Consider the following 24,213-nt stretch of genomic DNA (forward strand, 5'->3'; position numbering starts at 1 on the left):
GACGGATGTTCCCGGCATGGTCATGAGTGCGCGTCACCCGAAGCGTGTCATTCCCGGCGCGACGGAGCAAGCCGCCGTGCGCCCCGAACGCGGGGCCACGATGCGTATCGCGCGCAGCGACGGACGCGGCGCGCGGATGTCGCCGCACGCTGCGCACGAGGAAAACACGTCGGAGACAGAGAGGCCCCGGGCGGCCGGCGCCACTGTCCTCGGCAATCCGGTAACGGGGACGGCCCTCCATGAAGACTCGACACACGTCACTTGCCCGTATTGATCAGCGGCGCGACGGACATGCCCGACGGCACGACGATGGTGTTCGAGTTGCCCTTCTCGGCAAACTTGAACAGCGCAAGATTGGCCTCATGCTGCAGGTACTCGCGCGTCAGCGAGCCGGCGATGATCTGGTTCGACTCGGCGATGCCACGCGCCTCGGTCACCTTGATGTCCGCTTCCCGCTTCGCGATTTCCGTCTGCACCTGCATGGCCTCGAGCTTCTTCTGGTTGGCCACCGCCTGCTGGATCGACTGCTCGATGGACGGATCGGTCTGAACGGAACGGATGACCGCGCGCGACACCACGAAGACGCCCGGATCATTCCTGTCCAGTTCCTCCTGCAGCTTCTTCGCGATGGCCACGCCCAGCTGTTCACGCTGCGTGTGGATCACCAGAGAATCGAGCTTGGCGATCTCCTCGTAGCAGGCGTTGCGCGCGATGCGCCAGACAAGTTCGTAGGCCGGCATGAAATAGCCGTCGGTGTGCCGCGCCGACTGCGACGCGTACTTGGTCGACAGTTCGGAAATGCTGCCAGGGCTGGTGCGGTAATAGATCGACACATCCATGTCGCGCAGCGACAGATTGTCCTTGGCCTTGGGCGTCAGGTCCGACATGTCGATCACGATGTCCTTGGCCGAGAACTCATGCACCGACGAAATGAGCGGCCACTTGAAATAGACGCCGGGCCCGATCTCCTCCGCCGAGATCACCCCCAGCGTGGTCCGGATGCCCACATTCCCCGTCTGTATCGTGCCCGCCGTCGACATCACAACGCCGGTCGCGACCACCATCCCGACCGTCATCAGAACCTTCCGTGCATCCATCCCCCCGCCCCCCGTTGCAAGTGATCTTTCCCGTCGACCGCGCCAGTGCGATCGCCGCGAAATGATAGGGGCAAACCGCATGTCATCCATCGGAACGCAGGGTCAGAAGGTTCATGCGGCGCGCACATGCGTCACACGTGGCCACATTCGCAGTGAAGGCCGACCGGGCACGCTTTGGCCAGAGAACACCGGCCAAGCCACAAGTCGGTCCATTCAAAAAAGATACGGATGACTGCAAAACGTGGGCTGTCCTCTATTACGCACCACCCTGTTACGCACCACGAAAAAAAGCATGAAGTACGGCGTGCCGGCAGTAAAGACCTCGTCAGAGCACCATCGTGCGATGCGCCTCATTCACGGCCTGCCTGCGGCTCCGGCGCCCGGTACTTCGACTTCAGTATCGCGCGGGCAACCTCCTGGCGTATTGCGCGCAGGATGGGCCGGTCATAGTTTGATCTGAAGATGAAGTACTCGCCGTTCGCGTTGGTCGCGTAAACCGTCAGGAAGTAATGAAACGTGGCCTCATTCCGCGCCCATTCGACCTTCTCCTCAACAATGCACGCCTCGCCGCCATCGAAAGCGCCATGCAGCGGCGTCGCAGGGAGCTTCATCTGGCGGAACTCAGCGAGCGCACGGGCATGATAGGTCCGCATTTCGCAGCGATGCAGCCACCACTGGCTCGCTCCGATAAAGACGGCGCTCAAAAGAAAGAAGATCTCGAACATTCGCCGTCTCTCAGCCTCGCATCAGTGCGAAAGCCATGATGACCGCCACCGCAACGCACGCGCCGCGCAGTGGATACAGTGACCACGCATTCAGCAGCACGAACAGCCCGAGCAGGCAGCGGCCGCGCAGGCGTCTGTCCTGCCGAAGCCGCCGGAAGTTCGCCTGCAGCGCGTCGCGCTCACCCTGACAGGCGAAGAATGTGTGGTAAAGCGGCAGGCCGATCAGCCAGAGCGCGGCGAAGAAGGCGCACAGGAAGAGCAGGGTCATGTGGGCGGTCTCCGTCGCGGCACGAAGGAATTGACGGGAATCACGATGCATCACCACATCAAGCCTTGCGCTCGCCTGAGGCGTGCGGCGCATACCGGGGCCAGTCGGCCGGAACCAACAGAGCCCGCCCGATGAACGGCCCGAACGCGACCAGGGCAATCGATAGCAGCGCCAACGACGGCGGCGCCGTGACGCCGAACAGCAGAGCTCCGCCATTCAGCATCGCAACCCCGATCAGTACCCACCGCAGGGCGGCGCGTTCGAGCGGGTGCGGATTCAATTGCAGCGCACCGGTGCACGACGGACATTTCAGAAACCATCTGAACGCCAGCCAGGATGATTCGCCCTGCAGTGGCACCTTCTTCAATCGCCTGCGCGAAAGCTTCTCTCCGCAAAGAGGGCAATCACACTTCATGCGAAGTCTCCATCAAACGGCGCAGCGCGAGGACCACAGCGCATTGCGTGTAATCAGGTGCGAAGGTAGGCGACATAGAACGGAAACCCTGCGAGCGCACACACCATACCGGCGGCAAGCCACGAGGCGCCAAAGGCCGGATACCCGAGCCGTAGGAAAGCAAGAAAGCCCAGAAAGGGCGAGAACAGATAAAGCCAGTCCGGTGAAGAGAAGGCCGACATTTCCGCCAGATCGGGAAAAGCCCAGCGCAGCAGAATCACTATCCCGCACACGGGCACGCTCAGTATCAGCGCAATGCCTTGCGGGGTGTCCAGTCCATGCCCATAGCGAAGCCATGCCCGGCCGAGGTTCATTCTTTCATTATCCCTACACTGCTAGTTCGTCCAGTTGGACCGAAACGGATCACCAGTAAACTTTGCCGCCAGTTCCAGTGGCATTGGCCAAGGCCATAGCGCAGTGTTTCCGCGGCAACTTCGTCAGGCGCGCCGAGAAGTCCGACCACCTCGACGCGCGTCAGCTTGAGCAGCGCGCCTGTACGTATGAGCGACAGCGCCATTCCGCCCCGCACACAACCCGGATCGTTGAGTTGTACCTGCGCGCGCCGGCTCACCCATTGCTCCGCAACGAAGCTCTCCTCCGGCTCGTGCACGGAAGTGACGTACCGGAAGCCGACGACAGTCAAGGCTGCGACGGACACTACGCTGGCAAGAAGGAGGGCACTCCGCATGACATGACGGGTTCGAGAAGGGGCATCCACAATGTACTTCGGTATGCCCACGTGCTGAATGAAATCAGCCTTTCGGCCGGATCAGCGATCAACATGAAAGTCTGGGGCCGTCTGAGCGGCTGGGCGCCGAGGTCGGGCTGAAGGACAGATACGCAATCTGCAGCAGGCCTCAAACATGCACGTTCAACAAGCTTTTCATGTCGTCGCTCGCCTGCCGATCACGATTCGGCCTTCATTCATTGGGCAAGGTCACGCTCATCTACGGCTCACGCGAACCCGGCTCTTGAGCACCACACGAGGGGCAGGACGAGACCGCGCGATCCGCTGGACCAGCGACGTACCAGAGCCCCCAGATAAGAAAGCCCGCAGTGCCTACGATTACGGCCAAGGTGTAGCGTCCGCCACGCAGGCCGAAGGTGGACGCGAACAACAGCGCGAGGCCAAGGACCACCAGACCGAGCAGAGTCGCACCGACGACGTCGATCATGCTGCGTCGCCGTGCTTCGTGTTCAAGCTCTGTTCCGCATCTCTGGCACGTACGTTTCGTTCCCTGAGTTGTGATGTGCATATGGGCGGCGCTACCGTGTCCGGCTCAGAAGTGAAGGGCTCGCGCTGGTTATCGACGAAAGTAACCTTACGCCCCGCGAGGCGGATTGACGCAGCCTAAAGGCGGGTGTTCGGCGGTCCGGCTGACGGGATGGTTAGGCGCACCTGCGCCACCGGACGCCCTCGGCAGACGCAAGCTACGACGCGAAAAGCTTGAATAACTCATAGGTGCGGCCAGCTTTGAGACAGGAGATAAATGCCCAGAGCTAAAAGTGCCAGACCAAGCACTTCTACGACGAAGGCAACGAACAAACCTGCGTCTTCTAGTTGGTTCCGCTGCTCGGACGGAAAACGGCCAAATGTGACAGCACGGCAAGCGAACCAGCCCACCGACCAACCGACCGTTTGCACACAGAACTCCCAACCAAGCCACCAAAGCGCACGTAACACGCCCAGCAATAGGGTCCTTGGCAGTGAGATTATGTCCAGGAAGTCAAACATAGGACGGATTGGGGGCGCCTAACGTCTGAGTAGTGACCTCATGCCTTGCGATCTAGTGGATGGTTTGCGCCATCGCTGAGGCGAACGGGCTCAAGATCAAATGGATTCACGCCTTCGAGGCACCCCACGTTGTACCCGTACTCATTCGGGTTCGAGCGGCGCTGATGGTGGGTGTAGATGCCGCAGTTTGAACAGAAGTAGTGGCGAGCTACGTTTGTATTGAACTGATAGCTGTTCAGTGAAGCTTCACCCTGCAGGACCTTCAGGCCGCTCTTTGGGACGGTAGCCATGATTGCGCCTTTTCGTCGGCATATTGAGCAATTGCATCGCAGCGGATTAACGATGCCATCTGGGAGATCGAGCTCCAGTACCACGGTGCCGCAATGACAGGACGCGCGGTGCTTCGCTTTGATCTTCGTTCCTCCAACACTCTTGATCATTGCGACTCCTCAACCCCGAGTTTCCTGGCGCCTAACGTGTCCGAGTCGACCGACCTGTTAGCCATCAGCCCTCCGTGCGCGTCTTGCTCGAGTCCGCGTGGGATGAGCCGTGGGATACCCATCGTCGTCAACTGGCGCGCCACTAAACATTGCCACTGCTCGCCGGCTCATATAACCGCCTTCCTGCATACGCGCGCGTACGAGGTCGATGAGGCCGCCTGGGAAGCGGATCTTGAAGTTGATTTCACCTAAGTCGGACGCCATGTCGCCCAAGGACTTTGCGGAGAAGTGGGACGTGATTATCTGCCGCTTCTTGACACGAACCGTACCGATTCGACCAAGATCCTCCGGTGACCAGTGCCACATTCCGTGAGCGAGCGCGTCTCGAGCTTGCTTCAACGTGAGGATCTTCTCGTACTGGCGCCGAAGAACTTTCGCTCGCCCCTTTGGCGCCGCGTCTGCCACCCGCTCCTTCCAGAGCTCCAGGACAGCCGTGAACTGGATGTTATTCAGTTCCTTCGGTAGCTCCGGAACTTCTTTGGCCTCCGAATCGAAGGTGCGCACCGTTTGCACGAAGATCTCGTGCTCCAACGAGGCCCACTGAATGAAGATCATCCCAATGAAATGCACCTCATGATCAGAGAGCTGTGGGTCCCAGAGACGTTTTAGACGGCGGGTTGTCATCGCGCGGCGGTGCTGCTGACGGCTAACGTTTGACATGAGAGGCGCTGACCGGCTTGCCGGGCAGCGTCCTCTCGATGGAAGGGTTAGGCGTCGGGTTGCAGCACATGACCGGTACTTGCGGAAAGACGAAATTCTTTCCAACCACCCGGTGGATCCCATTCGCCCGCGCCGCGGATCTCGTTCTGATTGACCTCATGAAAAACGACGCCATCGACACCTAGCTCTTCGCTCTGCCAAAGGATTTCTCCGGTGACATCAATGGCCATGACTCTCTGCGCTGAGGCGACTAGGAGTTGATCGCCATTTGCATACAGGCAACCGAAATAGCTATCGAGTGGGAACTCAACCACTTGATGAGAGCTGAGACTGACTAGATAGAGACGCTCTCCGAACCCTACTGCCGCGAATTCTTTCCATAGAACAGCCGCCTCAAAAGCAGTACCTTCGTCTTGGGCTCTGTAGACCTCAATCTTCAAGAGAGGCTCTCCAGCCTGCTCAACCATCGCATATGCATCAGGGGTTGGCAGCCTCGCCGGGACGTGACCGGCGCGAACGGTTTGAACTCTGAGCCAGGACGCAGGAGCGGTGCGGGCGAGAGTGATGACAAGACTCATCTGCGACGCCTAACTTTGTTTTCTGGCGCATTTTTGCGCCATAACTATGGACGCTGCCGGATAAACGGGCAGGGGTGATCGTTCCGAAACGGTTTCAGGCTCACGCTTTTGGCGCGCCATGCTGTGTATTCATCCAGTATTAAACAGCGATGAAAAACCTCACCCCTTCTATTTCTCATCTAGGGTCATCCGGAATGTACCCGAACAGGCTGTGTGCAACTATGCCATCAGCCTTTCGGCCAGCCAGTCCATCAGCACCCTGACCCGGTGCGGCACATGCCGGTTGCCGGGCAGCACGGCATACACGCCCAGTTCCGGTGTCGCGCAGTCGGTGAGCACAGGCAGCAGTCGGCCGTCGGCCAGCCAGGGGTCGAGGATGAAATCGGGCTGGCAGGTGAGGCCCATGCCGCGGGCGGCGGCTTCGGTCAGCACGTCGCCGTTGCTGGCGGTGAGCGGGCTGCGCAGCGGCACGGTGACGGTGCGGCCGTCGGGCGTGGTGAAGGTCCAGCTCGGCTGGGTGGCGACTGCGGTGTAGCCGAGGCAGGCGTGGTTCGCCAGGTCTTCCGGCGTGGCCGGCGCACCGTGGCGGGCGAGGTAGTCGGGTGAGGCGACGGCGATCAGCCGGCTCGTGCCGATGCGGCGCGCGACGGTGGCTGGGTCGAGCTTCGCGGTGACGCGGATGGCGATGTCCATGCCCTCTTCAATCAGGTTCACGCGGCGGTCGTTGTAGTCGATGTCGAGCGTGACTTCCGGGTAGTGCTCGGCGAAATCGAGCAGCAGCGGCGACAGGCGCTTCAGGCCGTAGCTCAGCGGCGCGCCGACGCGGATCGGGCCGCGCGGTGTCTGCCGCTCTTCGGCGATGCCGGTTTCGGCGGCTTCGACCAGGTTCAGGATGACGCGGCATTTCTCCAGATAGGCGGTGCCGGCCGAGGTGAGCGACAGCCGGCGCGTGCTGCGCGCCAGCAGCTTGGCGCCGAGGTGGGCTTCGAGCGCGGCGATCTGACGGGTGACCACCGAGCGGGCAACACCCATCTGCTGGGCGACGGCGGAAAAGCTGCCCAGTTCGGTCACGCGAACGAAGAGCTGCATGGCGTCGAGTCGATCCATTGTTGCGATTCCTGCAACGAGTATTTGCGGATTGTCGTCTATTTCGGACAAGCCGGAATGACTAAGCTGCAGTCATCGAATCACGGATGTCCGCCATGAGCACCGCCGCACTGCACACCTACCCGTCCAGCCTCTTCGTACCGCACGGCGCGCCGACCTTCGCGCTGCGCCCGGGTGCGGCCGGTGCGGCGCTGAAGGCGAAGGCCGACCTGCTGCCGCGGCCGCGCGCCATCGTCGCGGTCAGCGCGCACTGGGACAGCACCGTACCCACGGTCGGCACCGCCGACCGGCTGGACACCATTCACGATTTCTACGGCTTCCCGCCCGAGCTGTACGCGATCCGCTACCCGGCGACCGGCTGCCGCGAACTGGCGGGCATCGTCGCCTCGGCCATCGAGGACGCCGGCCTGCCGGTGCAGCTCGACGCCGAACGCGGCCTCGATCACGGCGCGTGGGTGCCGCTGCGCTTGATGTACCCCGACGCCGACGTGCCGGTGATTCCGCTGTCGCTGCAGAGCCGCGGCGGCGCCGAAGGTGCGTACCGGCTGGGCCGCGCGCTGGCGCCGCTGGCCGCGCAAGGCCTGCGCGTGCTTGGCTCCGGCAACCTGACGCACAACCTGCGCGACTGGCAGATCGTCGCCCACGGCGACGGCCGCACGCCGGCCTATGTGCGCGCCTTCGCCGACTGGTTCGCCGAACGGCTGGCGGCAGGCGACACCGACGCGCTGCTCGATTACCGGCGCCGCGCGCCGGACGCCGTGCGCGCCCACCCGAGCGAAGAACACCTGCTGCCCTTCTTCGTCGCGCTCGGCGCCGCAGGCGAAGGTGCGACCGCCGAGCGCTTCCACGCCGGCATCGACGACTACGTGCTGGCGATGGACGCCTGGGCCTTCACCCCCGCGCAAGGAGCGCTGCAATGAGCCTGAAGAACACCGCCGCCAACTACGGCCGCATCGCCAAGTGGTTCCACTGGACGACGGCGGCGCTCTTTCTCGCCGCCTACGTGTCGGTCTATTACCGCCAGTGGTTCACCGAGAAGCAGACGCCGGAGAACATGACCGCGCTGCAGATCCATCTGTCGGTCGGCGTCAGCATCGCGGTCATCGTGGCGCTGCGCGTGATCTGGCGCCTGATGAACCGCGCGCCCGCAGACGAGCCGGGTACGCCGCTGGCGCACCTCGCCGCTCACCTGGGCCATCTGGCGCTGTACGCGGTGATGATCGTCGCGCCGATCACCGGCTACCTCGGCACCGGCGTGAACACGGATTTCTTCTTCCTGTTCGAGATTCCGAAGTTCGAGAGCACCGCGCTGTTCCAGAGCGTGGTGGCCGAAGACATGGGTCTCGACTTCAAGACCTTCGAAAAGCCGATCGACTTCATCCACAAGGATGTGCTCGGCGCCTGGCTGATCTGGCTGCTCGTGCTGGGCCACGCCGGGGCCGCGCTGTACCACCACTTCGTCCTGCGTGACCGCACGCTGGTGAAGATGACTTCCGGCGGCTGAGCCGCCCTCACCCTCGCTGCATATATATATAGATGTACCCAAACCGGAGAACCGCCATGACCTCGCTGAAAACCCTCATCGCCTCGCTCGCCCTCGCCGCTGTCGCCGCCCCCGCGCTGGCCGCGCCGGAAACCTTCAAGCTCGACCCGAACCACAGCTTTCCGCGCTTCTCGTACAGCCACTTCGGCTACTCGACCCAGCTGAGCCGCTTCGACAAGACTTCCGGCACGATCACGCTGGACCGCGCGGCGAAGACCGGCGCGGTGGACATCACCATCGACACGAAGTCGGTCAGCACCGGTTCGTCGCTGTTCAACGAGCACATCCAGGCCGAGGATTTCCTCGACACCGCCCGCTACCCGACCGCCACCTTCAAGTCGACCAAGGTCGTGTTCGACGGGGACAAGCCGGTCGCTGTCGATGGCACGCTGACGCTGAAGGGCGTGAGCAAGCCGGTGACGCTGAAGGTGACCAGCTTCCATTCGATGCCGCATCCGATGACCAAGAAGGACGCCATCGGCGCCAACGCCACGGTCACCGTCAAGCGCACCGACTTCAACATGGGCAAGTACGCGCCCAACGTCGGCGACGAGGTGACCATCGACATCGCGGTCGAGGCGATCAAGGAGTAAGCGGCAGGAGATGCGCCCGACCTGCGGCCGGGCCGGGATTCTGTGGGAGGGGTCTTGACCCCGACAGCGGCGGGTCGTCATACGCACTGTCGCGGCCAGGGCCGCTCCCACAAGGATTGCGCCAGATCCGCGACCCGAGCCTGGAGCATGGTTCTGTGGGAGGGGTCTTGATCCCGACAGCGGCGGGTCGTCATACGCACTGTCGCGGCCAGGGCCGCTCCCACAAGGGTTGCGCCAGATCCGCGACCCGAGCCTGGAGCATGGTTCTGTGGGAGGGGTCTTGACCCCGACAGCGGCGGGTCGTCAGCGCACTGTCGGGGCCAAGACCTCTCCCACCGGGGGCGTCGACGTGCGCAACCCAGCTTCTCTAACAAACGCAATACGGACAACGGAGATCATCATGAGCGCCGCCCCACCGCAAGCCCATGTCACCCGCATCGCCCGCCGCCGGGCACGGGTCGGGTTCGAGGTCGAATACGAAGCGCTGATCCGCGAAATGTTCGAAGCCATGCGTCATGCGCCCGGCTTTCTCGGCGCCCAGATGATCACGCCCGAGCAGCCGGGCGGCGATTACCAGGTGATCGCGCATTTCCGTTCCGAAGCCGATCTGAAGGCGTGGGACGAAAGCCCGGCACGCGCGGCGCTGCAACCACGGCTGTGCGCCGCCGGCGAGAACGAGCCGGAGTACCGGGTGGTGACCGGGCTGGAGGCGTGGTTCGGCCCGCAGGTGGTGGCGCCGTCCACCCACCCGCCGCGCGCCCGCATGGCGCTGGTGACCTGGATGGGCATCTTTCCGACCGTGTCGCTCTTCCTGTGGCTGGTGGCGCCCTGGCTGACGCCGCTGCCCTTCCTGCCGCGCGTCGCGCTACTGACCGCGCTGATCGTGATCACGATGACCTGGGTGGTGATGCCGCGGCTGACGCGGCTGATGCGCGGTTTCCTGAATCCGGCGGCGGGCAGATAGCGCCCGTCTTCGAAGGGCGCACCGGCCTTGTGGGAGCGAGCTTGCTCGCGATTGCGGCCTGGATAGAAGCCGGCGGCGCCTGACGGCCGCGTCGCGGCCAAGGCCGCTCCCACAGGGGACGCGCCGATCCGCGCCCCGAACCTTTGCCGAGGTCTTGTGGGAGGGGTCTTCTAACCCCGACAGCGGCCTGCCGAAGCCCCATCGCGACCAGAGGTCGCTCCCACAAAAGCAGTCCCGGATCACGGTCGGAGCGGGGTTCCGGTGGGAGCGAGCTTGCTCGCGATTGCGGCGTGGATCGAAGCCGATGGCTTGCGCCGCCGCGCTGCTTACGCCGGCAACTCGTCCAGCGCACCGTCGAGGTGGGTCTGGTCGCCCCAGCGCTCGATGCGCCAGCCGTTCGCATCGTGCGCGATCCAGTTCAGCGCGCAGTTGGCGATGTCGAAGTCGCGCTTGCCGGTCAGCGGCATCCCGCGCACACGGCGGGCGACAATGTCGAGCACGCCGCCGTGCGTCACCAGCAGCAGCGTGTGACCGGCGTGGCGCGCGCGCAGCGTTTCAATCAGCCCCCAGATGCGGGCATCGAACTGCAGCAGGCTTTCGCCGCTGCCGCCCGGAAACTGCGCGGCGGGCTCCCGCGCTTCGAAACGGTGGAAGTCCTCCGGGTGGCGCTCGCGCGCCTCGGCGTAGGTCAGCCCCTGGAAGGCGCCGTAATGCCGTTCGCGCAGCGCCGGCTCCGGCATGACCGGCTGGCCGCGCGGCACCGCGATGCGCCCGGCCGTCACCCAGGCGCGGCCAAGGTCGGACCCGTAGAGCGTGTCGATGCGCTCGGCCAGCAGCGCCTGTGCGGTGGCCTGCGCCTGCAGCAGGCCGCGCTCGTTCAGCGGAATGTCGATCTGGCCCTGCACGCGACGGTCGACGTTCCAGGTGGTTTCGCCGTGGCGGACCAGGCAGATGCGGGTGGTGGCGGTCATGGAGCGATCCTTGTGCGATGCAATATTGTAGGGCGTCGGCAGCTGCTACGTTCAGCGGACGCGTCGCGGCCAAGGCCGCTCGCACAGAGACGGTGAGCCCGATCAAGGAGCGGAGCCTGAATCCGGGTTCTGTGGGAGGGGTCTTCTGACCCCGACTGCGGCCTGAATCGAAGCCAGCGGACTGCATCGGCCGCGTCGCGGTCAGAAGACCGCTCCCCCAGTGCGTCGCAGCCGCCTCAGCGGTTACCATCGCGCCTTCACCTCCATCCCCACGCCATGCGCGCCCTGCTGACGCTCGCCGATCTGACCGACCGACTGAACGAGGCCTGCGGCCGCGTGCTGCCGTGGACCGTGCTGGCGGCGGTGCTGCTCGCGGTAGGCAATGCGCTGGCGCGCAAGTTCGACGCCGGCTCGAATGCGCTGCTGGAGGCGCAGTGGTATCTGGTGTCGGCCGCTTTCCTGCTCGGTGCCGGGCGCGTGCTGAAGCTGGATGAGCACGTGCGCATCGATCTGCTGACCGCGCGTCTGTCGCCGCGTGGCCGGATCAAGGCCGACATCGCTGCGGTCGCGCTGACCGTGCTGCCGGTATGCCTGCTGATGCTGTGGCTGTCCTGGCCCTGGTTCCTGTCGTCGTGGCTCAGCAATGAAGTATCGGCCAGCGCCGGCGGCCTGCCGTTGTGGCCGGCCCGCATTCTTGTGCCCGCCGGCTTCGCGCTGCTCACCTTGCAGGCGCTGGCGCTGATCGTGCGCCGGGTCGCTGCGCTCGCCGACGACGCGGAGGCGGAGGCATGAGCGCGTCCGCACGGCCGCCCCGAAGGATGCGCGTTCCTCCCTCGGGGAGGTGGTCACGCAGTGACCGGAGGGCCAACCTCTCCGCGTCCGCACGGCCGCTCCGAAGGATGCGCGTCCCTCCTCCGGGGAGGTGGTCACGCAGTGACCGGAGGGTCGTCCCATGACCGCCTGGCTGGCCGCCAACCTGGCCCCGGTCATGTTCTTCGCGATGATCCTGTTCCTGCTGTCGGGGGCGCCGGTCGCGTTCGCGCTGGCGACCTGCGGCATCGTGTTCGGGCTGATCGGCATCGAACTGGGCCTGCTCTCCGCCTCGCTGGTGCAGGCGATGCCGGACCGCGTGTTCGGCGTCATGAGCAACGACACGCTGCTCGCCATTCCCTTCTTCACGTTCATGGGCCTGCTGCTCGAACGGTCCGGCATGGCCGAGGACCTGCTCGACACGGTGGGCCGGCTGTTCGGCACGCTGCGCGGCGGGCTGGCGGTGGCGGTGGTGCTGGTCGGCGCGATGCTGGCGGCCACCACCGGCGTGGTCGCGGCATCGGTCATTTCGATGGGTCTCATTTCCTTGCCCATCATGCTGCGCGCCGGCTACGACGCACGGCTGGCCAGCGGCGTGATCGCCGCGTCGGGCACGCTGGCGCAGATCATTCCGCCCTCGCTGGTGCTCATCGTGCTGGCCGACCAGCTGAACCGGCCGGTGGGCGACATGTACCGCGGTGCACTGCTGCCCGGTCTGGTGCTGACCGGGCTCTATCTGCTCTACGTGCTGGGCATGGCCTGGCTGAAACCGAAGAGCGCACCCGCGCTGCCCGAGGCCGACGACCACGACGCAGCCGAGCGGCGCGGCGTGTGGGCGCTGTTCGCGGTCGCGCTGGCGGCTGGCGTCGGCGCCAGTCAGCTGCCGGCGCTGCAGGCGCACGCCACCGACGCGCGTGCACTGCTGTCGGTCACCGCCGGTGGCGCGGTGGCCTGGCTGCTGGCGCTGGCGGACCGCCTGCTGCGCCTGAACCTGCTGCCCGATCTGGCGCGCCGCGTCGCCTTCGTGCTGATGCCGCCGCTGGCGCTGATCTTCCTCGTGCTCGGCACCATCTACCTCGGCCTGGCGACGCCGACCGAAGGCGGCGCGATGGGCGCGGCCGGCGCGCTGCTGATGGCGCTGGCGCGCCGCCGGCTCAGCGGCGAACTGCTGAACCAGGCGCTCGACCGCACGGTGCGGCTGACCTGCTTCGTGCTGTTCATACTGATCGGCGCGCGCCTGTTCTCGCTCACCTTCTACGGCATCGACGGTCACCTGTGGGTCGAACACCTTCTGCTGTCGCTGCCCGGCGGCCAGACCGGCTTCCTGATCGCGGTCATGCTGCTGGTGTTCGTGCTCGCCTTCTTCCTCGACTTCTTCGAACTGGCCTTCATCATCGTGCCGCTGCTGGCGCCGGTAGCCGAGAAGCTGGGCATAGACCTGGTGTGGTTCGGCGTGCTGCTGGCGGTGAACATGCAGACCTCCTTCATGCACCCGCCCTTCGGCTTCGCGCTGTTCTACCTGCGCTCGGTAGCGCCGAAGACGCTGCCCACGCGCGACATCTACTGGGGCGCCGTACCCTTCGTCGGCATCCAGATCGTCATGGTGGCGCTGGTGCTGGCGGTGCCTCAGCTGGTGACCGCCAACCTCGGCGGGCCGGCGCGGGCGGTGGGCAGCGGCAGCCTCGTCGACGACGGCTACGAGCGTACCGGCGGCACGCCGCGTCTGCCGGCGGGCCACCCCGAGGCGGCGCTCGAAGCGGCGATCGAGCGGGCGGAACGCCTGTCCGGCCAGAGCGAGGGGGACTGAGCGCAGCGCAGTACCGTCCGTCGGGAATCCGTCCCGCGCGGTCGCCGCGTCGTCAAGTAATGCGGCGCCCGGCCGTGAACCCTTCGTCCATAGCGAACCGAAGGGATGACCCCGTGAAGATTTCCACTCGCCTGGCACTGATCGTGTCGTGCTCCGCCGTCGGTCTGGTGCTGATAGGCGGCATCGCGCTGAGCGAAATCCGCTCGACCATGATGGCCGAACGCGAGGCGCGCATCGTCACGCTGCTCAAGCTGTCTACCGGCATTCTTCAGCGCTATCACGAGCAGGAGAAAGCCGGCACGCTGACGCGCGAACAGGCGCAGGCACATGCACGCGAGGCGCTGCTGGGCCTGCAGAGCGACGATCACTACATGTTCGCGCGCAGCGCCGACGATGTGCTGCTGGCCCACGTGCGCAAGGAAAAGCTCGGCCAGAAGGACAATGGTGGCGTTGCCCCGGACGGCCGCACCAACACCGACGTCTACCGCGAAGCGCTGGCCAAGGCCGACCCCGCCTTCGTCACCGTACCGGCGAAGAAGCCGGGGGCCAGCGAGGCGCTGCCGAAGATGAACGGCGTCACCCATTTCGCGCCCTGGGGCTGGACCCTGGGGACCGGCTTCTTCGTCGATGACATCGAACAGGCCTTCAAGTCCTACGCGCTGACGCTGCTGGTCATCGCGCTGGCCGTGATCGCGGCCACCGTGGCGCTGACCATCACCGCGTCGCGCCGCATCTTTGCGCAGATCGGCGGCGAGCCGGAGGTCGCGATGCGGGCCGCCACCGAAATCGCCGCCGGGCGACTCGACGTGGCGATGCCATCGGCACGCAACGGCAGCCTGATGCATTCGCTGTCCATCATGCGCGACAGCCTGAAGACCATGATAGGCGGCATCCAGCAGGGGTCGAAGTCGCTGACCGCGGCGGCCTCCGACATTGCCGAACGCATGCAGCAGATCCGCGAGGCCTCCGGCCAGTCGTCGTCCGCGACCTCCTCGACCGCCGCAGCAATCGAGGAGATGACGGTCAGCGTGAGCCAGATCGCCGACAGTGCGCGCGACTCGGAGAACCACTCCAGCCGTTCGGCCGAACTGGCCATCGTCGGCGAACAGCGTGTGCAGTCCGCCGCCGGCGCCATCGAGGACGTGTCACGGCAGGTCACCGACGCGTCGGAGCGCATCGGCGAACTGGCCGAGCGTTCGCGCCAGATCAGCGGCATCGCCAAGACCATCAAGGAAATTGCAGAACAGACCAATCTGCTGGCGCTGAACGCGGCGATCGAAGCGGCGCGCGCCGGCGAACAGGGCCGCGGCTTCGCGGTCGTCGCCGACGAGGTGCGCAAGCTGGCCGAGCGCACGACGCAGGCGACCGGCGAAATCGCGCAGACCATCGCGGCGATCCAGACCGACACCGACGCCGTCGTGCACAGCATGGAAGCAGTGCGCCCGCAGATACAGAAGGGCGTGGCGCTGGCCGGCGAGGCCGCGGCAGCGCTGCGCAGCATCAACGACGGCGCGACCGAGGCACTGCACCAGATCCGCAGCGTCGCCCACGCGACCGCGGAACAGACGCAGGCCAGCAACAGCATCGCCAGCAACGTCGAACGCATCGCCCACATGGTCGAGGAATCCGACCACTCGGTGCTGGCCGCCGAACAGACCGTGCATCAGCTCGGGGCGCTGGCCACCGAACTCGATTCGACCATCGCCCGCTTCCGCGTCTGATCGCGGTCAGCGTCTCTTGCAGGAAGGGCCGGTGATCGCCTTGCGCTCACCGGCCTCCGCCCCGCTCGATCATTTCCAGCACTGCCCGCGCACACGCCACCGGCGCCTCCATCGGCACCAGATGGCCGGTCGGCAGTTCCACCCAGTTCGCACCCCAGAAACGGCGGTTCTGTTCGCGACCGGCGAGGCGGGTTTCTTCCGAATGACTGCCGGTGATGAAACCGACTGGCGTACCGCGGGCGCGCAGCCGGCGCACGGCGAGCAGCGCATCGCGGTGGGCGATGGTCGCGTACACGTCGCGCTCGGTTTCGCGTGGGATGGCCAGCGTGACCCCACCACCGGGGTGCTCGTGCAGGCCGGCGTGGACGAAATCGTCGAGCACACCGGGCGCCCAGCGCTGCACGAAATCCTTGCTGCCCAGATGGGCGCGCGCTTCCTCGCGCGACGCCCAGTGGTTGCGCCTGCGCGCCGCCACGGGCGCCGGGCCGAGCTTCCAGGTCAGTCCGGTGGCCTTTGCGGCCGACACCAGCGTTGCCCGCCAGCCGAGCACCATCGGCGAATCGATCAGCACGACCTGTGACACCCGCTGCGGCAGCCGCGCAGCCGCCATTGCCGCGAGATAACCGCCCATAGAGTGGCCGACCAGCACCAGCGGTCCGTCGGGCAGCGCGTCGATGCAGTCCATCACCTGCGCCCGCATGCGCCGCCAGCCATGACCGGGCCGGTGCTGCGCTTCGGTGCCTATGGTGTCGATCGCATGGACCGTCCACCGCGTTGCCAGCAGATCGAGGAAGGCGCGATAAACGCCCGCCGGATAGCCGTTTGCGTGCAGGAAAAGCAGCCGGGAAGACGGTATGTTCATTGGATCGGAAGCATAACCCCGGCCGGCAGAATGCTCCCTGCTGCCGTTTGAGTCATGTCAATGTTGCGGCGCAGAATCCAGCGCAGACTGGTTATAAACAACCCACCAATCGGAAGGAAGACATCATGAAAAGAGAATGGGCAGTCATCGCGCTTTCCCTCTGTATGAGCGGCCCGGTATGGGCCGACGCGTCGGGCAAGCACGCCGGCGCCGACCACCCGGCCGAGGCCGTCAAGGGCAAGAAGCCGGCCAATGTCGCCGCCAAGCCTGCGCTGCCTCCGGGCGTCAGCACGAAGACGAAGAAGGTGCATGCCGGCTACGAGCATCCGGCCGTCGAGGGCCATGACCAGCACGTGCCGACCGCGGTCGAAAACAAGCCGGCCTTGCCGCCGGGCGCCACCACGGCAACGCACAAGGTGCATGCCGGCCAGGAGCATCCGGCCGTCGAGGGCCATGACCAGCATGTGCCGACCGCGGTCGAGAACAAGCCGGCCTTGCCGCCGGGCGCCACCACGGCCACCCACAAGGTGCACGCCGGTTACGAGCACCCGGCAATCGAAGGCCACGACCACCCGCTGCCGTCGGCCACCGAGAGCCGGCCTGCGCTGCCGCCCGGCGTCAAGCCCTGAACCGGCGACCGGTGGCGCTCAGGCGCTGCCGGCTGCCCGCTCCGCATCGATCAGCCGTGCGCCCGTGTCGGCATCGACGCCGACGCGGTCGAGCACATGCACCCCCATCTGCAGCGCCGCTTCGAGCGCTTCGGGAATCACTTCGCTGGCCCCCGCTGCCATCAGTTCGCGCGCATGTGCAGCATCGCGCGCGCGCGCGATCAGCGGCAGCGCCGGAAACTCAGCCCGCAGACTGCGCACGACATGACGGGCCGCTGCCGTGTCGTCCATCGTGACGACGATGGCGCGCGCGCGGCCGGCGCCGAGGTGATGCAGCAGGGACGGGCGGCCTGCGTCGCCGACGATGACCGGTCGCCCCTGCGCGTGATGTTCGGTCGCCGCCGCCACATGGCGCTCGATCGCCACCCAGCGCACGTCGGCGCGGTCGAGCAGGCGCGCCACCAGCTGGCCGACGCGACCGAAGCCGGCGATGATGACCACGCCATCATCGGCTTCGTCGCCAGCCAATGACACGGGTGCGTCGGCCTCGCGCGCGTCGAGCGTCTGCCGCAGCACGCGGCCGGCCCGCGCCGCCAGCGGCGTCAGGAACATGCTCAGCGTCACCACCAGCAGCATGAAGTTGCCAACCGCGCCGGCCAGCACACCGCCGGCAATGGCCACGCCAATGACGATGAAGCCGAATTCGCCGGCCTGGCCGAGAAGCAGCGCCGCCTCGGCCGCCTCGCCGCGGCTCAGGCCGCTGCGCCGGAACAGGCCGTACATCGTCGCGCTCTTGATCGCGTACAGGCCGAGCACCGAGGCCACCAGCCAACCGGCGTCGCCGGCCACCTGCAGCAGATCAAGGCTCATGCCGACCGACACGAAGAACAGGCCCATCAACAGACCCTTGAACGGCTCGATGGCGAGCAGCGCGGCGTGCCGGTATTCGGTTTCGGCCAGCATCAGGCCGGCGAGGAAGGCGCCGAGCGCCATCGACAGACCGGCGGCGCCGGTCAGCGCCGCCACGCCAAGCGTGGCGAACAGCGTCAACGCCATGAAGCTGTCGGCCTGGGTGGTGACCGACACGCGGCGGAACAGCGGGGTCAGCACGAGGCGTCCGAACAACAGGATGAGCGCCACGGCCGCCGCCGCCTTCAGCAGCGCGGTCAGCATCAGCATCAGGAAATGCCCGCCGCCGCCCTCTCCACTCTGGCCGGCCATCAGGCCGAGCAAGATGAGCAGCGGCACGACGGCGATGTCCTGCAGCAGCAGCACGGCGAAACTCATGCGGCCGACGGTGGAGCGGGTCTGGCCGGATTCGGCCAGCAACTGCATGACCACCGCCGTCGACGACATGGCCAGGCCGAGGCCGAGCACCACCGCCGTTTCTTCGCTGTGACCGAAGGCCAGCGCGACCGCGCCGATCAGCGCACCGCAGCCCAGCCATTGCGCGCTGCCGACACCGAGCACCCAGCGGCGCAGCGACCATAGCTGGCGCGCCGGCAGTTCGAGGCCGATGACGAACAGCATGAACACCACACCCAGTTCCGCGAGTACGCGCACACCCTCGCCGTCGGCGATGGTGAACCAGCGCAGCCAGCCCTGATCGGCGGCAACGCGACCCAGGCCGTTCGGGCCGACCAGCGCGCCGATCACCAGAAAGGCCACCACCTGGCTCACCCGCGCGCGGGCGAGCAGCGGCATCACCAGACCGGCGATGGCGAGGAAGAGCAGGATGGGCTGCAGATGAGGCAGGCCGGCGTGGGCGTCCATTGTTTCAGGATGCCTGTGCGCGCGGCCGGCCGTATTGACGCAGGTCGGTCGGGGCGCGGCTGTTCATGCCGCGGCCGCCTTACTCGGTCGGGGCGTACACGTTGGTCAGCGTACCGACGCCGCTGACGGTGACCTCGACCGTGGTGCCCGGCTTCATCGGCAGCACGCCGACCGAAGTGCCGCAGCAGATCACGTCGCCCGGCATCAGCGTCATGTCGCGCGAAATGCGCGACACCAGCTGCGCCGGCGAGAAGATCATGTCGGTCACCGGGTAGCGCTGGCGTTCGCGGCCGCCGACCGTGGTGACGATTTCGGCGTCGGCCGGCAGCGGGTCGGTCGAAATGACCGGGCCGAAGCAGCCGAAGCCGTCGAAGCTCTTGGCGCGCGTCCATTGGCCGAAGGACGGGTTCTTGTCCACCAGTTCGAGCGCGCTGACGTCATTGATGCAGGTGTAGCCGAAGATGGCGTCGGCGGCCTGCGCCTCGTCCAGATTGCGCGCGACCTTGCCGACGACGACGCCCAGTTCGCCTTCGTAGAACACGCGACCGTCGAAGCCAACCGGCTTCGGGATGGGCTGCTGGTGCCAGTTCAGCGCCTGCGGCGAGCGCACCAGGTAGAGCGGATCTTCCGGAATCGGATGACCGGCCTTTTCCACTGCGGCGCGGATGTTGTGCACGATGATGACCATCTTCGGCGGCAGGCAGGGCATCAGCCACTCGATGCCATCCAGCGGCACGGTCTCACCGGTCGGTACCGGGTTGGCGAACAGATCGCCGTCCAGCAGTTCGACCGCATCGCCATTGATGCGGCCCAGGCGTTCGGCGCCGTTATGGCGCAGGCGCAGGTATTTCATGTCTCTTCCAGGCTCGTGTTTGTTGTAATGAAAAACTTCAGTCGCGCAGGCGCGTTCCGTCAATCGCGCAGGCGCGAGGCGACATCGACCAGGCGCGCGACCGTGCGGCGCAGCATCTGCTGCATCCGCTCGTCGGCCAGCCCGCCTTCCGGCGTGAAGGCGGAAGCGGCGTTGCCGACCGCGATCTGCTCCGACAGCACCAGCGCGCCGACCGACTGCAGCACCGCGCGCAGATGCACCAGACCACGCAGGCCACCGAGCGCGCCGGGCGAGGCAGCGCCCAGTGCGACCGTCTTGTTGGCATAGGGCACGGTGCCGGCCTCGTCGCCGGCCGGGCGCGACACCCAGTCCAGCGTGTTCTTGAGCACGGCGCTCATCGACCCGTTGTATTCGGGCGACGCGATGAACAGGCCGTCGTGCGACTTGAACAGTTCCTTCAGCGGACGTACGCCCAGCGGCAGCCCGGCCGACGCTTCGAGATCGCCGTCGTACAGCGGCAGCGGGTGGTCGCGCAGATCCATCAGCGTCGCCTCGCCGCCGGCTTCCTCGATCGCGCGCGCGGCGGCAATCGCCAGCTTGCGGTTGAACGAGGCCTCGCGCGTGCTGCCGGCGAACACCAGGATGCGCGCCTTGGCGCCATCCAGCTCGGAACTGTCGCGGACGACGGCCAGGCTCTTGCTGTTGCGTGTCGAGTTGTTCATGGGGAATCCAGCCAATCGATGATGGGTTGCCACTGTTCGCGGTCGGTCTGCGCGCGCGAGCGCGACAGGTCGAAAATGCTCATGCCGTGCGCCGCCGTCTGCACGTACAGCTGCGAGTTGCGCAGATAGGCCAGCACCGGCAGTTCGAGGCCGGCGCAGAAACGCTCCAGCTCGTGCGCGGCGCGGGTGCGGGTGTCCACGCGCATGCCGACGATGCCGATCTTCACCTTGTTCGCGGCGACCCGCTTGTGCTCGGCCAGTTCGGTCAGGAAGTCGCCGGTGGCGAGAATGTCGAAGATGGAGGGCTGGACCGGAATCAGCACGCGGTCGACCATCTTCAGCATCGCCTCCAGCCGCTTGCCGCGCAGGCCGGCCGGCGTGTCGAGCACGACGTGGGTGGTGCCGCGCGGCGGACGGGCCGGCTGTTCCGGCTCAAGTTCCCAGGTGGAGATCGGCGCCAGCAACGGCGAGCGCATGCCCAGCCAGTGACGGGCCGACTGCTGGCGGTCGATGTCGCCCAGCATGACGCGCGCGCCCTGGGTGGCCCAGTGACCGGCAACATTGGTGGCCAGCGTGCTCTTGCCGGCGCCACCCTTGGGGTTGGCGATCAGCACGCTGCGCAGTGCCCGCTCCGTCATGACAATACGATCTCGCGCGCAAACTGGCCCGGCGGCTGCGCGTGCAGCGTCCAGAACGCGTCGGCCACGCGGGCGGCATCGAGCAGGCTGCCTTCGCGCAGCACGCCGGCAATGGTGACGATGGCGGCATGCACCCCGGCCGGCGACAGTTCCTGGTGCAGGCTGAAAACGAGGTTGCGCAGAGCCGCCTTCTGCACCGACAGCGAGGCGGCCGCGGCGACCGGCTCCATCGCCAGACCACCGCCGGTGTACAGGATGCTGCCCTGACCGGTCGCCCGCATCGCCGGCAGCACGGCGCGTGCCGCGGTCAGCGCCCCGAGCACGCCGATGCGCAGGTCGGACGCCAGCGCTTCCGGGTCGAGCACCGACGGTGCGCATTCACGCGGCACCGAGGCGTTGAAGATGAGCACCTCTGGCGGCGGCATCGCCTGCCGCATGTTCTCGATGGCCGATACGATGGATTCGTCGCTGCCGGCATCGACCACGAAACCCTGCGCGGTCACGCCGCGCGCGGCCAGTTCGTGCTCGTAGCGCTCGAGTTTGCCGGCGTCGCGCGAAATCATCGCCACGCAATAGCCCTCGGCGGCGAAGCGCCGCGCCACTGCGGCACCGACGCCCGAGCCCATGCCGACGATGGCACACACTTTCGAACCCATAGTTCTCTCCCGACCTGCTGCGCTTCTGCGTGTTTACTTGTTCTTTGCTGCGGCACGTGCCGCGGCCAGTGCACTGCGACGTTCCTCGTCCGCCTGCGCAATGGCCTGCTTCTGTTCGTCGCTCAGTGGCTCGCCCAGCTGCTTTTCGATGCCGGCAGCCACCCGCGCCGACGGTTCGGTGATGCGCCCTTCCGCCGGCATGGCGGCGCGCACCTGCGCTGCCGGCAGCTTCGTGATGTCGACCACGCGACGCACGAACTGCTCGTCGATGCGGCGGGTTTCGGCCTTCAGAAAGGCCGTCTGCGCCGGCGTCTGCGCCGCGGCGGGAGACAGGATGCAGCAGCAGGCGAGCAGCGACAACAGAAACTTCATCGAAAAGCGCTCCGAAAGAGGATGTCGCCGGTGCAGCGGATGCTTCACTGCGGCAACAGGATGGTCGAGCCGGTAGTGCGACGCGCGGCCAGTGCTTCATGCGCACGGGCACAGTCGGCTAACGCATGACGCTGCTGAATGTTGATCTGCAGCGTGCCGTCGAGTACGCGGGCGAACAGTTCGTCGGCCGCGGCGACCAGGTCGGCACGGGCGGCAATGTAGTGGAACAGCGTCGGCCGGGTCAGGAAGAGCGAGCCCTTCTGCGCCAGCATGCCGGGCTCGAATGGCGCGACCGGCCCGGACGCATTGCCATAGCTCACCATCATGCCCATGGGCTGCAGGCAGTCGAGTGAAGCCATGAAGGTGTCGCGGCCGATGCCGTCATAGACCACGCGCACGCCGCGGCCGCCGGTCAGCGCGCGCACCTGCGCCGCGAGGTCGGCCGGCGCCACGCCGGTCAGCGCGTGTTCGCAGCCGTTGGCCTGCGCCAGCGCCGCCTTGTCCGGCGTGCTGACGGTGCCGATGACGGTGGCGCCGAGCGCGCGGGCCCACTGGCAGGCGATCAGGCCGACGCCGCCGGCCGCCGCGTGGATGAGCACCGCGTCGCCGGGCTCGACACGGCAGGTGCGACGCAGCAGGTAGTGCGCGGTCAGCCCCTTGAGCATCAGCGCGGCAGCGGTGTCGACGGAAATGCCGTCCGGCAGCCTCACCAGCCGGTCGGCCGCGATATTGCGCGCCGTGGCGTAGGCGCCGAGCGGACCGCCTGCATAGGCGACACGGTCACCGACCGCGACATCGCTGACACCGGGACCGACGGCCTCGACCACGCCAGCCGCCTCCTGCCCCAGTCCGCTCGGCAACGGCACCGGATAGAGGCCGCTGCGGTGATAGATGTCGATGAAATTGACGCCGACCGCATGCTGGCGCACGCGTGCCTCGCCCGGCCCCGGTGCACCCGGCTCGACCGCCTCGTACTGCAGCACTTCGGGGCCGCCGGTGCGGTGCATGCGTACAGCGAAATCCGTCATGGTCATCCTGCCCTCATGGTGATTGGCGCGGAATTCTACCGGTCATGATCAGGGTCTGTTGCCCTTCGCGTCGCGGCGTGCACGCGCGGCGACCGCCATCGGCACGCTTATTGTGCACTGCACCCAATGATTTGGCAGAATGCCTCTTTCGGTCAGGGAGTCCGTCATGCGTCGCGTCGTGTTCAACCAGAAAGGTGGCGTCGGCAAGTCCACCATCACCTGCAATCTCGCCGCCATCAGCGCGGCAAGCGGCAAACGTACGCTGGTGATCGACCTCGATACGCAGGGTAACTCCAGCAACTATCTGCTGGGCAAGGCGGCGGACAGCGTCGAGCTGGGCGCCGCCGACTTCTTCGATCAGATCCTGAACTTCAAGCTGACGCCGAAGGACACCACCGAATTCATCACCGACACCGCCCACCCGGGCCTGGCCGTGATGACTGCCAGCGCCAAGCTGGCCGAACTCGAGAACAAGCTGGAATCGCGCTACAAGATCTACAAGCTGCGCGAGGCGCTGGAAGCGCTGGATCAGTTCGACCACATCTACATCGATACGCCGCCGGCGCTGAATTTCTATTCGCGTTGCGCGTTGATTGCGGCGGAATCGGTGCTCATCCCTTTCGATTGCGACGAGTTCTCGCGCAAGGCGCTGTACCAGCTGATCGACAACATCGAAGAGATCCGCGCCGACCACAACGAGGCGCTGAAGCTCGAAGGCATCGTCGTGAACCAGTATCAGGCGCGCTCCAGCCTGCCGGCCCGCGTGGTGCAGGAACTGCGCGACGAAGGCCTGCCGGTGCTCGACGCGACGCTGTCGCCGTCGGTCAAGGTGAAGGAGTCGCATGAGGCGGCACTACCACTGATCCACTTCGCGCCGTCGCACAAGCTGGCGCAGGAATTCGTCGCGCTGCATACGCTGCTGAACGGCGCGTGAGCGGCTTCGTCGTCGCGCTGATCGCTGTCGCGGCGCTGGTGTGGCTGCTGACCGGCGGTCTGCGCCGCCTGCGCGAGCGCCAGCACGACTCGCAAGCGGACGGCAGCGGCATCGCCGGCAGCAGCAACGATTCGGGCTGCACCCATATTGGCGACGGCGGCAGCGATTGCGGTGGAGGTGGTGGCGATGGCGGCGGTGGTGGTGACTGAGGCCGAGCGGGCCGCGGGCGAGCACTGCGAACTCCGGACGCCCTGC

29 protein-coding genes are annotated in these 24,213 nt (G+C 66.3%); 10 read left to right on the plus strand and 19 right to left on the minus strand.

Going from position 1 to position 24,213, the window contains the following annotated elements; genetic code table 11:
• Window positions 1–257: 257 nt before the first annotated feature.
• From WDZ97_RS12440 to WDZ97_RS12485, 10 genes are all read right to left on the minus strand, one after another.
• Window positions 258–1,076, minus strand: a complete 819-nt coding sequence (locus WDZ97_RS12440; RefSeq protein ID WP_425762928.1) for an SPFH domain-containing protein — start codon at window positions 1,074–1,076, stop codon at window positions 258–260.
• A 371-nt stretch (window positions 1,077–1,447) separates the two neighbouring features.
• On the minus strand, window positions 1,448–1,822 hold the full coding sequence (locus WDZ97_RS12445; RefSeq protein ID WP_425762929.1) for a hypothetical protein: 375 nt from the start codon (window positions 1,820–1,822) through the stop codon (window positions 1,448–1,450).
• A 10-nt stretch (window positions 1,823–1,832) separates the two neighbouring features.
• The gene (locus tag WDZ97_RS12450) at window positions 1,833–2,090 is read right to left on the minus strand and encodes a hypothetical protein (RefSeq protein ID WP_425762930.1); all 258 of its coding nucleotides are present in this window, start codon (window positions 2,088–2,090) and stop codon (window positions 1,833–1,835) included.
• A 58-nt stretch (window positions 2,091–2,148) separates the two neighbouring features.
• A complete protein-coding gene (locus tag WDZ97_RS12455) occupies window positions 2,149–2,505 on the minus strand; it encodes a hypothetical protein (RefSeq protein WP_425762931.1) in 357 nt (118 codons plus the stop codon).
• A gap of 53 nt (window positions 2,506–2,558) precedes the next feature.
• Window positions 2,559–2,858, minus strand: coding sequence for a hypothetical protein (locus WDZ97_RS12460; RefSeq protein ID WP_425762932.1), 300 nt, complete (start codon window positions 2,856–2,858; stop codon window positions 2,559–2,561).
• Entirely contained in the window at window positions 2,855–3,202 is a 348-nt protein-coding gene (locus WDZ97_RS12465) for a hypothetical protein (protein WP_425762933.1), read from the minus strand. The genes WDZ97_RS12460 and WDZ97_RS12465 overlap by 4 nt, the downstream gene beginning before the upstream one ends.
• Window positions 3,203–4,317: 1,115 nt before the next feature.
• Window positions 4,318–4,719 (minus strand): GFA family protein, encoded by a 402-nt coding sequence (locus WDZ97_RS12470; protein ID WP_304006689.1) that lies wholly within the window; start codon window positions 4,717–4,719, stop codon window positions 4,318–4,320.
• Between the two features lie 57 nt (window positions 4,720–4,776).
• Complete coding sequence (locus tag WDZ97_RS12475; protein WP_425762934.1) at window positions 4,777–5,403, minus strand: hypothetical protein; 627 nt, start codon at window positions 5,401–5,403, stop codon at window positions 4,777–4,779.
• A gap of 83 nt (window positions 5,404–5,486) precedes the next feature.
• Window positions 5,487–6,017, minus strand: a complete 531-nt coding sequence (locus WDZ97_RS12480) for a hypothetical protein (RefSeq protein ID WP_425762935.1) — start codon at window positions 6,015–6,017, stop codon at window positions 5,487–5,489.
• Between the two features lie 219 nt (window positions 6,018–6,236).
• Window positions 6,237–7,124 (minus strand): LysR family transcriptional regulator, encoded by an 888-nt coding sequence (locus WDZ97_RS12485; protein WP_304005558.1) that lies wholly within the window; start codon window positions 7,122–7,124, stop codon window positions 6,237–6,239.
• Between the two features lie 95 nt (window positions 7,125–7,219).
• On the opposite strand from WDZ97_RS12485, the gene WDZ97_RS12490 reads away from it, so the two are divergent.
• The 4 genes from WDZ97_RS12490 (at window position 7,220) to WDZ97_RS12505 (ending at window position 10,224) form a co-directional block, all read left to right on the plus strand.
• Entirely contained in the window at window positions 7,220–8,044 is an 825-nt protein-coding gene (locus WDZ97_RS12490) for a DODA-type extradiol aromatic ring-opening family dioxygenase (protein WP_425762936.1), read from the plus strand.
• Window positions 8,041–8,628, plus strand: coding sequence for a cytochrome b (locus WDZ97_RS12495; RefSeq protein WP_425762937.1), 588 nt, complete (start codon window positions 8,041–8,043; stop codon window positions 8,626–8,628). Before WDZ97_RS12490 ends, WDZ97_RS12495 begins: the two co-directional genes overlap by 4 nt.
• A gap of 56 nt (window positions 8,629–8,684) precedes the next feature.
• Window positions 8,685–9,260, plus strand: coding sequence for a YceI family protein (locus WDZ97_RS12500; protein WP_425762938.1), 576 nt, complete (start codon window positions 8,685–8,687; stop codon window positions 9,258–9,260).
• 400 nt (window positions 9,261–9,660) lie between these two features.
• On the plus strand, window positions 9,661–10,224 hold the full coding sequence (locus WDZ97_RS12505) for an antibiotic biosynthesis monooxygenase (RefSeq protein WP_020163340.1): 564 nt from the start codon (window positions 9,661–9,663) through the stop codon (window positions 10,222–10,224).
• Between the two features lie 326 nt (window positions 10,225–10,550).
• Here the strand turns inward: WDZ97_RS12505 and WDZ97_RS12510 are convergent, their stop codons facing one another.
• On the minus strand, window positions 10,551–11,195 hold the full coding sequence (locus tag WDZ97_RS12510) for a histidine phosphatase family protein (RefSeq protein ID WP_296808723.1): 645 nt from the start codon (window positions 11,193–11,195) through the stop codon (window positions 10,551–10,553).
• 276 nt (window positions 11,196–11,471) lie between these two features.
• Between WDZ97_RS12510 and WDZ97_RS12515 the strand changes: the two genes are divergently transcribed.
• The 3 genes from WDZ97_RS12515 (at window position 11,472) to WDZ97_RS12525 (ending at window position 15,533) form a co-directional block, all read left to right on the plus strand.
• Window positions 11,472–11,987 (plus strand): TRAP transporter small permease subunit, encoded by a 516-nt coding sequence (locus tag WDZ97_RS12515; RefSeq protein ID WP_425762939.1) that lies wholly within the window; start codon window positions 11,472–11,474, stop codon window positions 11,985–11,987.
• A 160-nt stretch (window positions 11,988–12,147) separates the two neighbouring features.
• Window positions 12,148–13,812 (plus strand): TRAP transporter large permease, encoded by a 1,665-nt coding sequence (locus tag WDZ97_RS12520; RefSeq protein ID WP_425762940.1) that lies wholly within the window; start codon window positions 12,148–12,150, stop codon window positions 13,810–13,812.
• Between the two features lie 113 nt (window positions 13,813–13,925).
• Window positions 13,926–15,533: a methyl-accepting chemotaxis protein gene (locus WDZ97_RS12525; RefSeq protein WP_020163336.1), complete on the plus strand. Its 1,608-nt coding sequence runs from the start codon at window positions 13,926–13,928 to the stop codon at window positions 15,531–15,533.
• Between the two features lie 46 nt (window positions 15,534–15,579).
• Here WDZ97_RS12525 and WDZ97_RS12530 read toward each other — a convergent pair whose 3' ends face one another.
• On the minus strand, window positions 15,580–16,395 hold the full coding sequence (locus WDZ97_RS12530) for an alpha/beta fold hydrolase (protein ID WP_425762941.1): 816 nt from the start codon (window positions 16,393–16,395) through the stop codon (window positions 15,580–15,582).
• Window positions 16,396–16,520: 125 nt separating this feature from the next.
• On the opposite strand from WDZ97_RS12530, the gene WDZ97_RS12535 reads away from it, so the two are divergent.
• A complete protein-coding gene (locus WDZ97_RS12535; protein WP_425762942.1) occupies window positions 16,521–17,024 on the plus strand; it encodes a hypothetical protein in 504 nt (167 codons plus the stop codon).
• A gap of 18 nt (window positions 17,025–17,042) precedes the next feature.
• Here WDZ97_RS12535 and WDZ97_RS12540 read toward each other — a convergent pair whose 3' ends face one another.
• From WDZ97_RS12540 to WDZ97_RS12570, 7 genes are all read right to left on the minus strand, one after another.
• Complete coding sequence (locus WDZ97_RS12540; protein WP_425762943.1) at window positions 17,043–18,776, minus strand: cation:proton antiporter; 1,734 nt, start codon at window positions 18,774–18,776, stop codon at window positions 17,043–17,045.
• A 79-nt stretch (window positions 18,777–18,855) separates the two neighbouring features.
• On the minus strand, window positions 18,856–19,629 hold the full coding sequence (locus tag WDZ97_RS12545; protein WP_425762944.1) for a fumarylacetoacetate hydrolase family protein: 774 nt from the start codon (window positions 19,627–19,629) through the stop codon (window positions 18,856–18,858).
• A gap of 59 nt (window positions 19,630–19,688) precedes the next feature.
• The gene (locus WDZ97_RS12550) at window positions 19,689–20,330 is read right to left on the minus strand and encodes an NADPH-dependent FMN reductase (protein WP_020163331.1); all 642 of its coding nucleotides are present in this window, start codon (window positions 20,328–20,330) and stop codon (window positions 19,689–19,691) included.
• Window positions 20,327–20,968: a ParA family protein gene (locus tag WDZ97_RS12555; protein WP_020163330.1), complete on the minus strand. Its 642-nt coding sequence runs from the start codon at window positions 20,966–20,968 to the stop codon at window positions 20,327–20,329. Before WDZ97_RS12555 ends, WDZ97_RS12550 begins: the two co-directional genes overlap by 4 nt.
• On the minus strand, window positions 20,965–21,624 hold the full coding sequence (locus WDZ97_RS12560) for an SDR family NAD(P)-dependent oxidoreductase (protein ID WP_019915384.1): 660 nt from the start codon (window positions 21,622–21,624) through the stop codon (window positions 20,965–20,967). Before WDZ97_RS12560 ends, WDZ97_RS12555 begins: the two co-directional genes overlap by 4 nt.
• 33 nt (window positions 21,625–21,657) lie before the next feature.
• Window positions 21,658–21,996, minus strand: coding sequence for a hypothetical protein (locus WDZ97_RS12565; RefSeq protein ID WP_304005523.1), 339 nt, complete (start codon window positions 21,994–21,996; stop codon window positions 21,658–21,660).
• 44 nt (window positions 21,997–22,040) lie between these two features.
• Window positions 22,041–23,024, minus strand: a complete 984-nt coding sequence (locus tag WDZ97_RS12570; RefSeq protein WP_425762945.1) for a quinone oxidoreductase family protein — start codon at window positions 23,022–23,024, stop codon at window positions 22,041–22,043.
• Window positions 23,025–23,190: 166 nt separating this feature from the next.
• On the opposite strand from WDZ97_RS12570, the gene WDZ97_RS12575 reads away from it, so the two are divergent.
• Both WDZ97_RS12575 and WDZ97_RS12580 read left to right on the plus strand, forming a co-directional pair.
• Window positions 23,191–23,958: a ParA family protein gene (locus WDZ97_RS12575; protein WP_019915387.1), complete on the plus strand. Its 768-nt coding sequence runs from the start codon at window positions 23,191–23,193 to the stop codon at window positions 23,956–23,958.
• On the plus strand, window positions 23,955–24,167 hold the full coding sequence (locus WDZ97_RS12580; RefSeq protein WP_425762946.1) for a hypothetical protein: 213 nt from the start codon (window positions 23,955–23,957) through the stop codon (window positions 24,165–24,167). The genes WDZ97_RS12575 and WDZ97_RS12580 overlap by 4 nt, the downstream gene beginning before the upstream one ends.
• Window positions 24,168–24,213: the final 46 nt, after the last annotated feature.

Origin of the sequence: Methyloversatilis sp. MC4-4, assembly GCF_049843555.1 — a bacterium.
Taxonomy (GTDB): Bacteria; Pseudomonadota; Gammaproteobacteria; order Burkholderiales; family Rhodocyclaceae; genus Methyloversatilis; species Methyloversatilis discipulorum_B.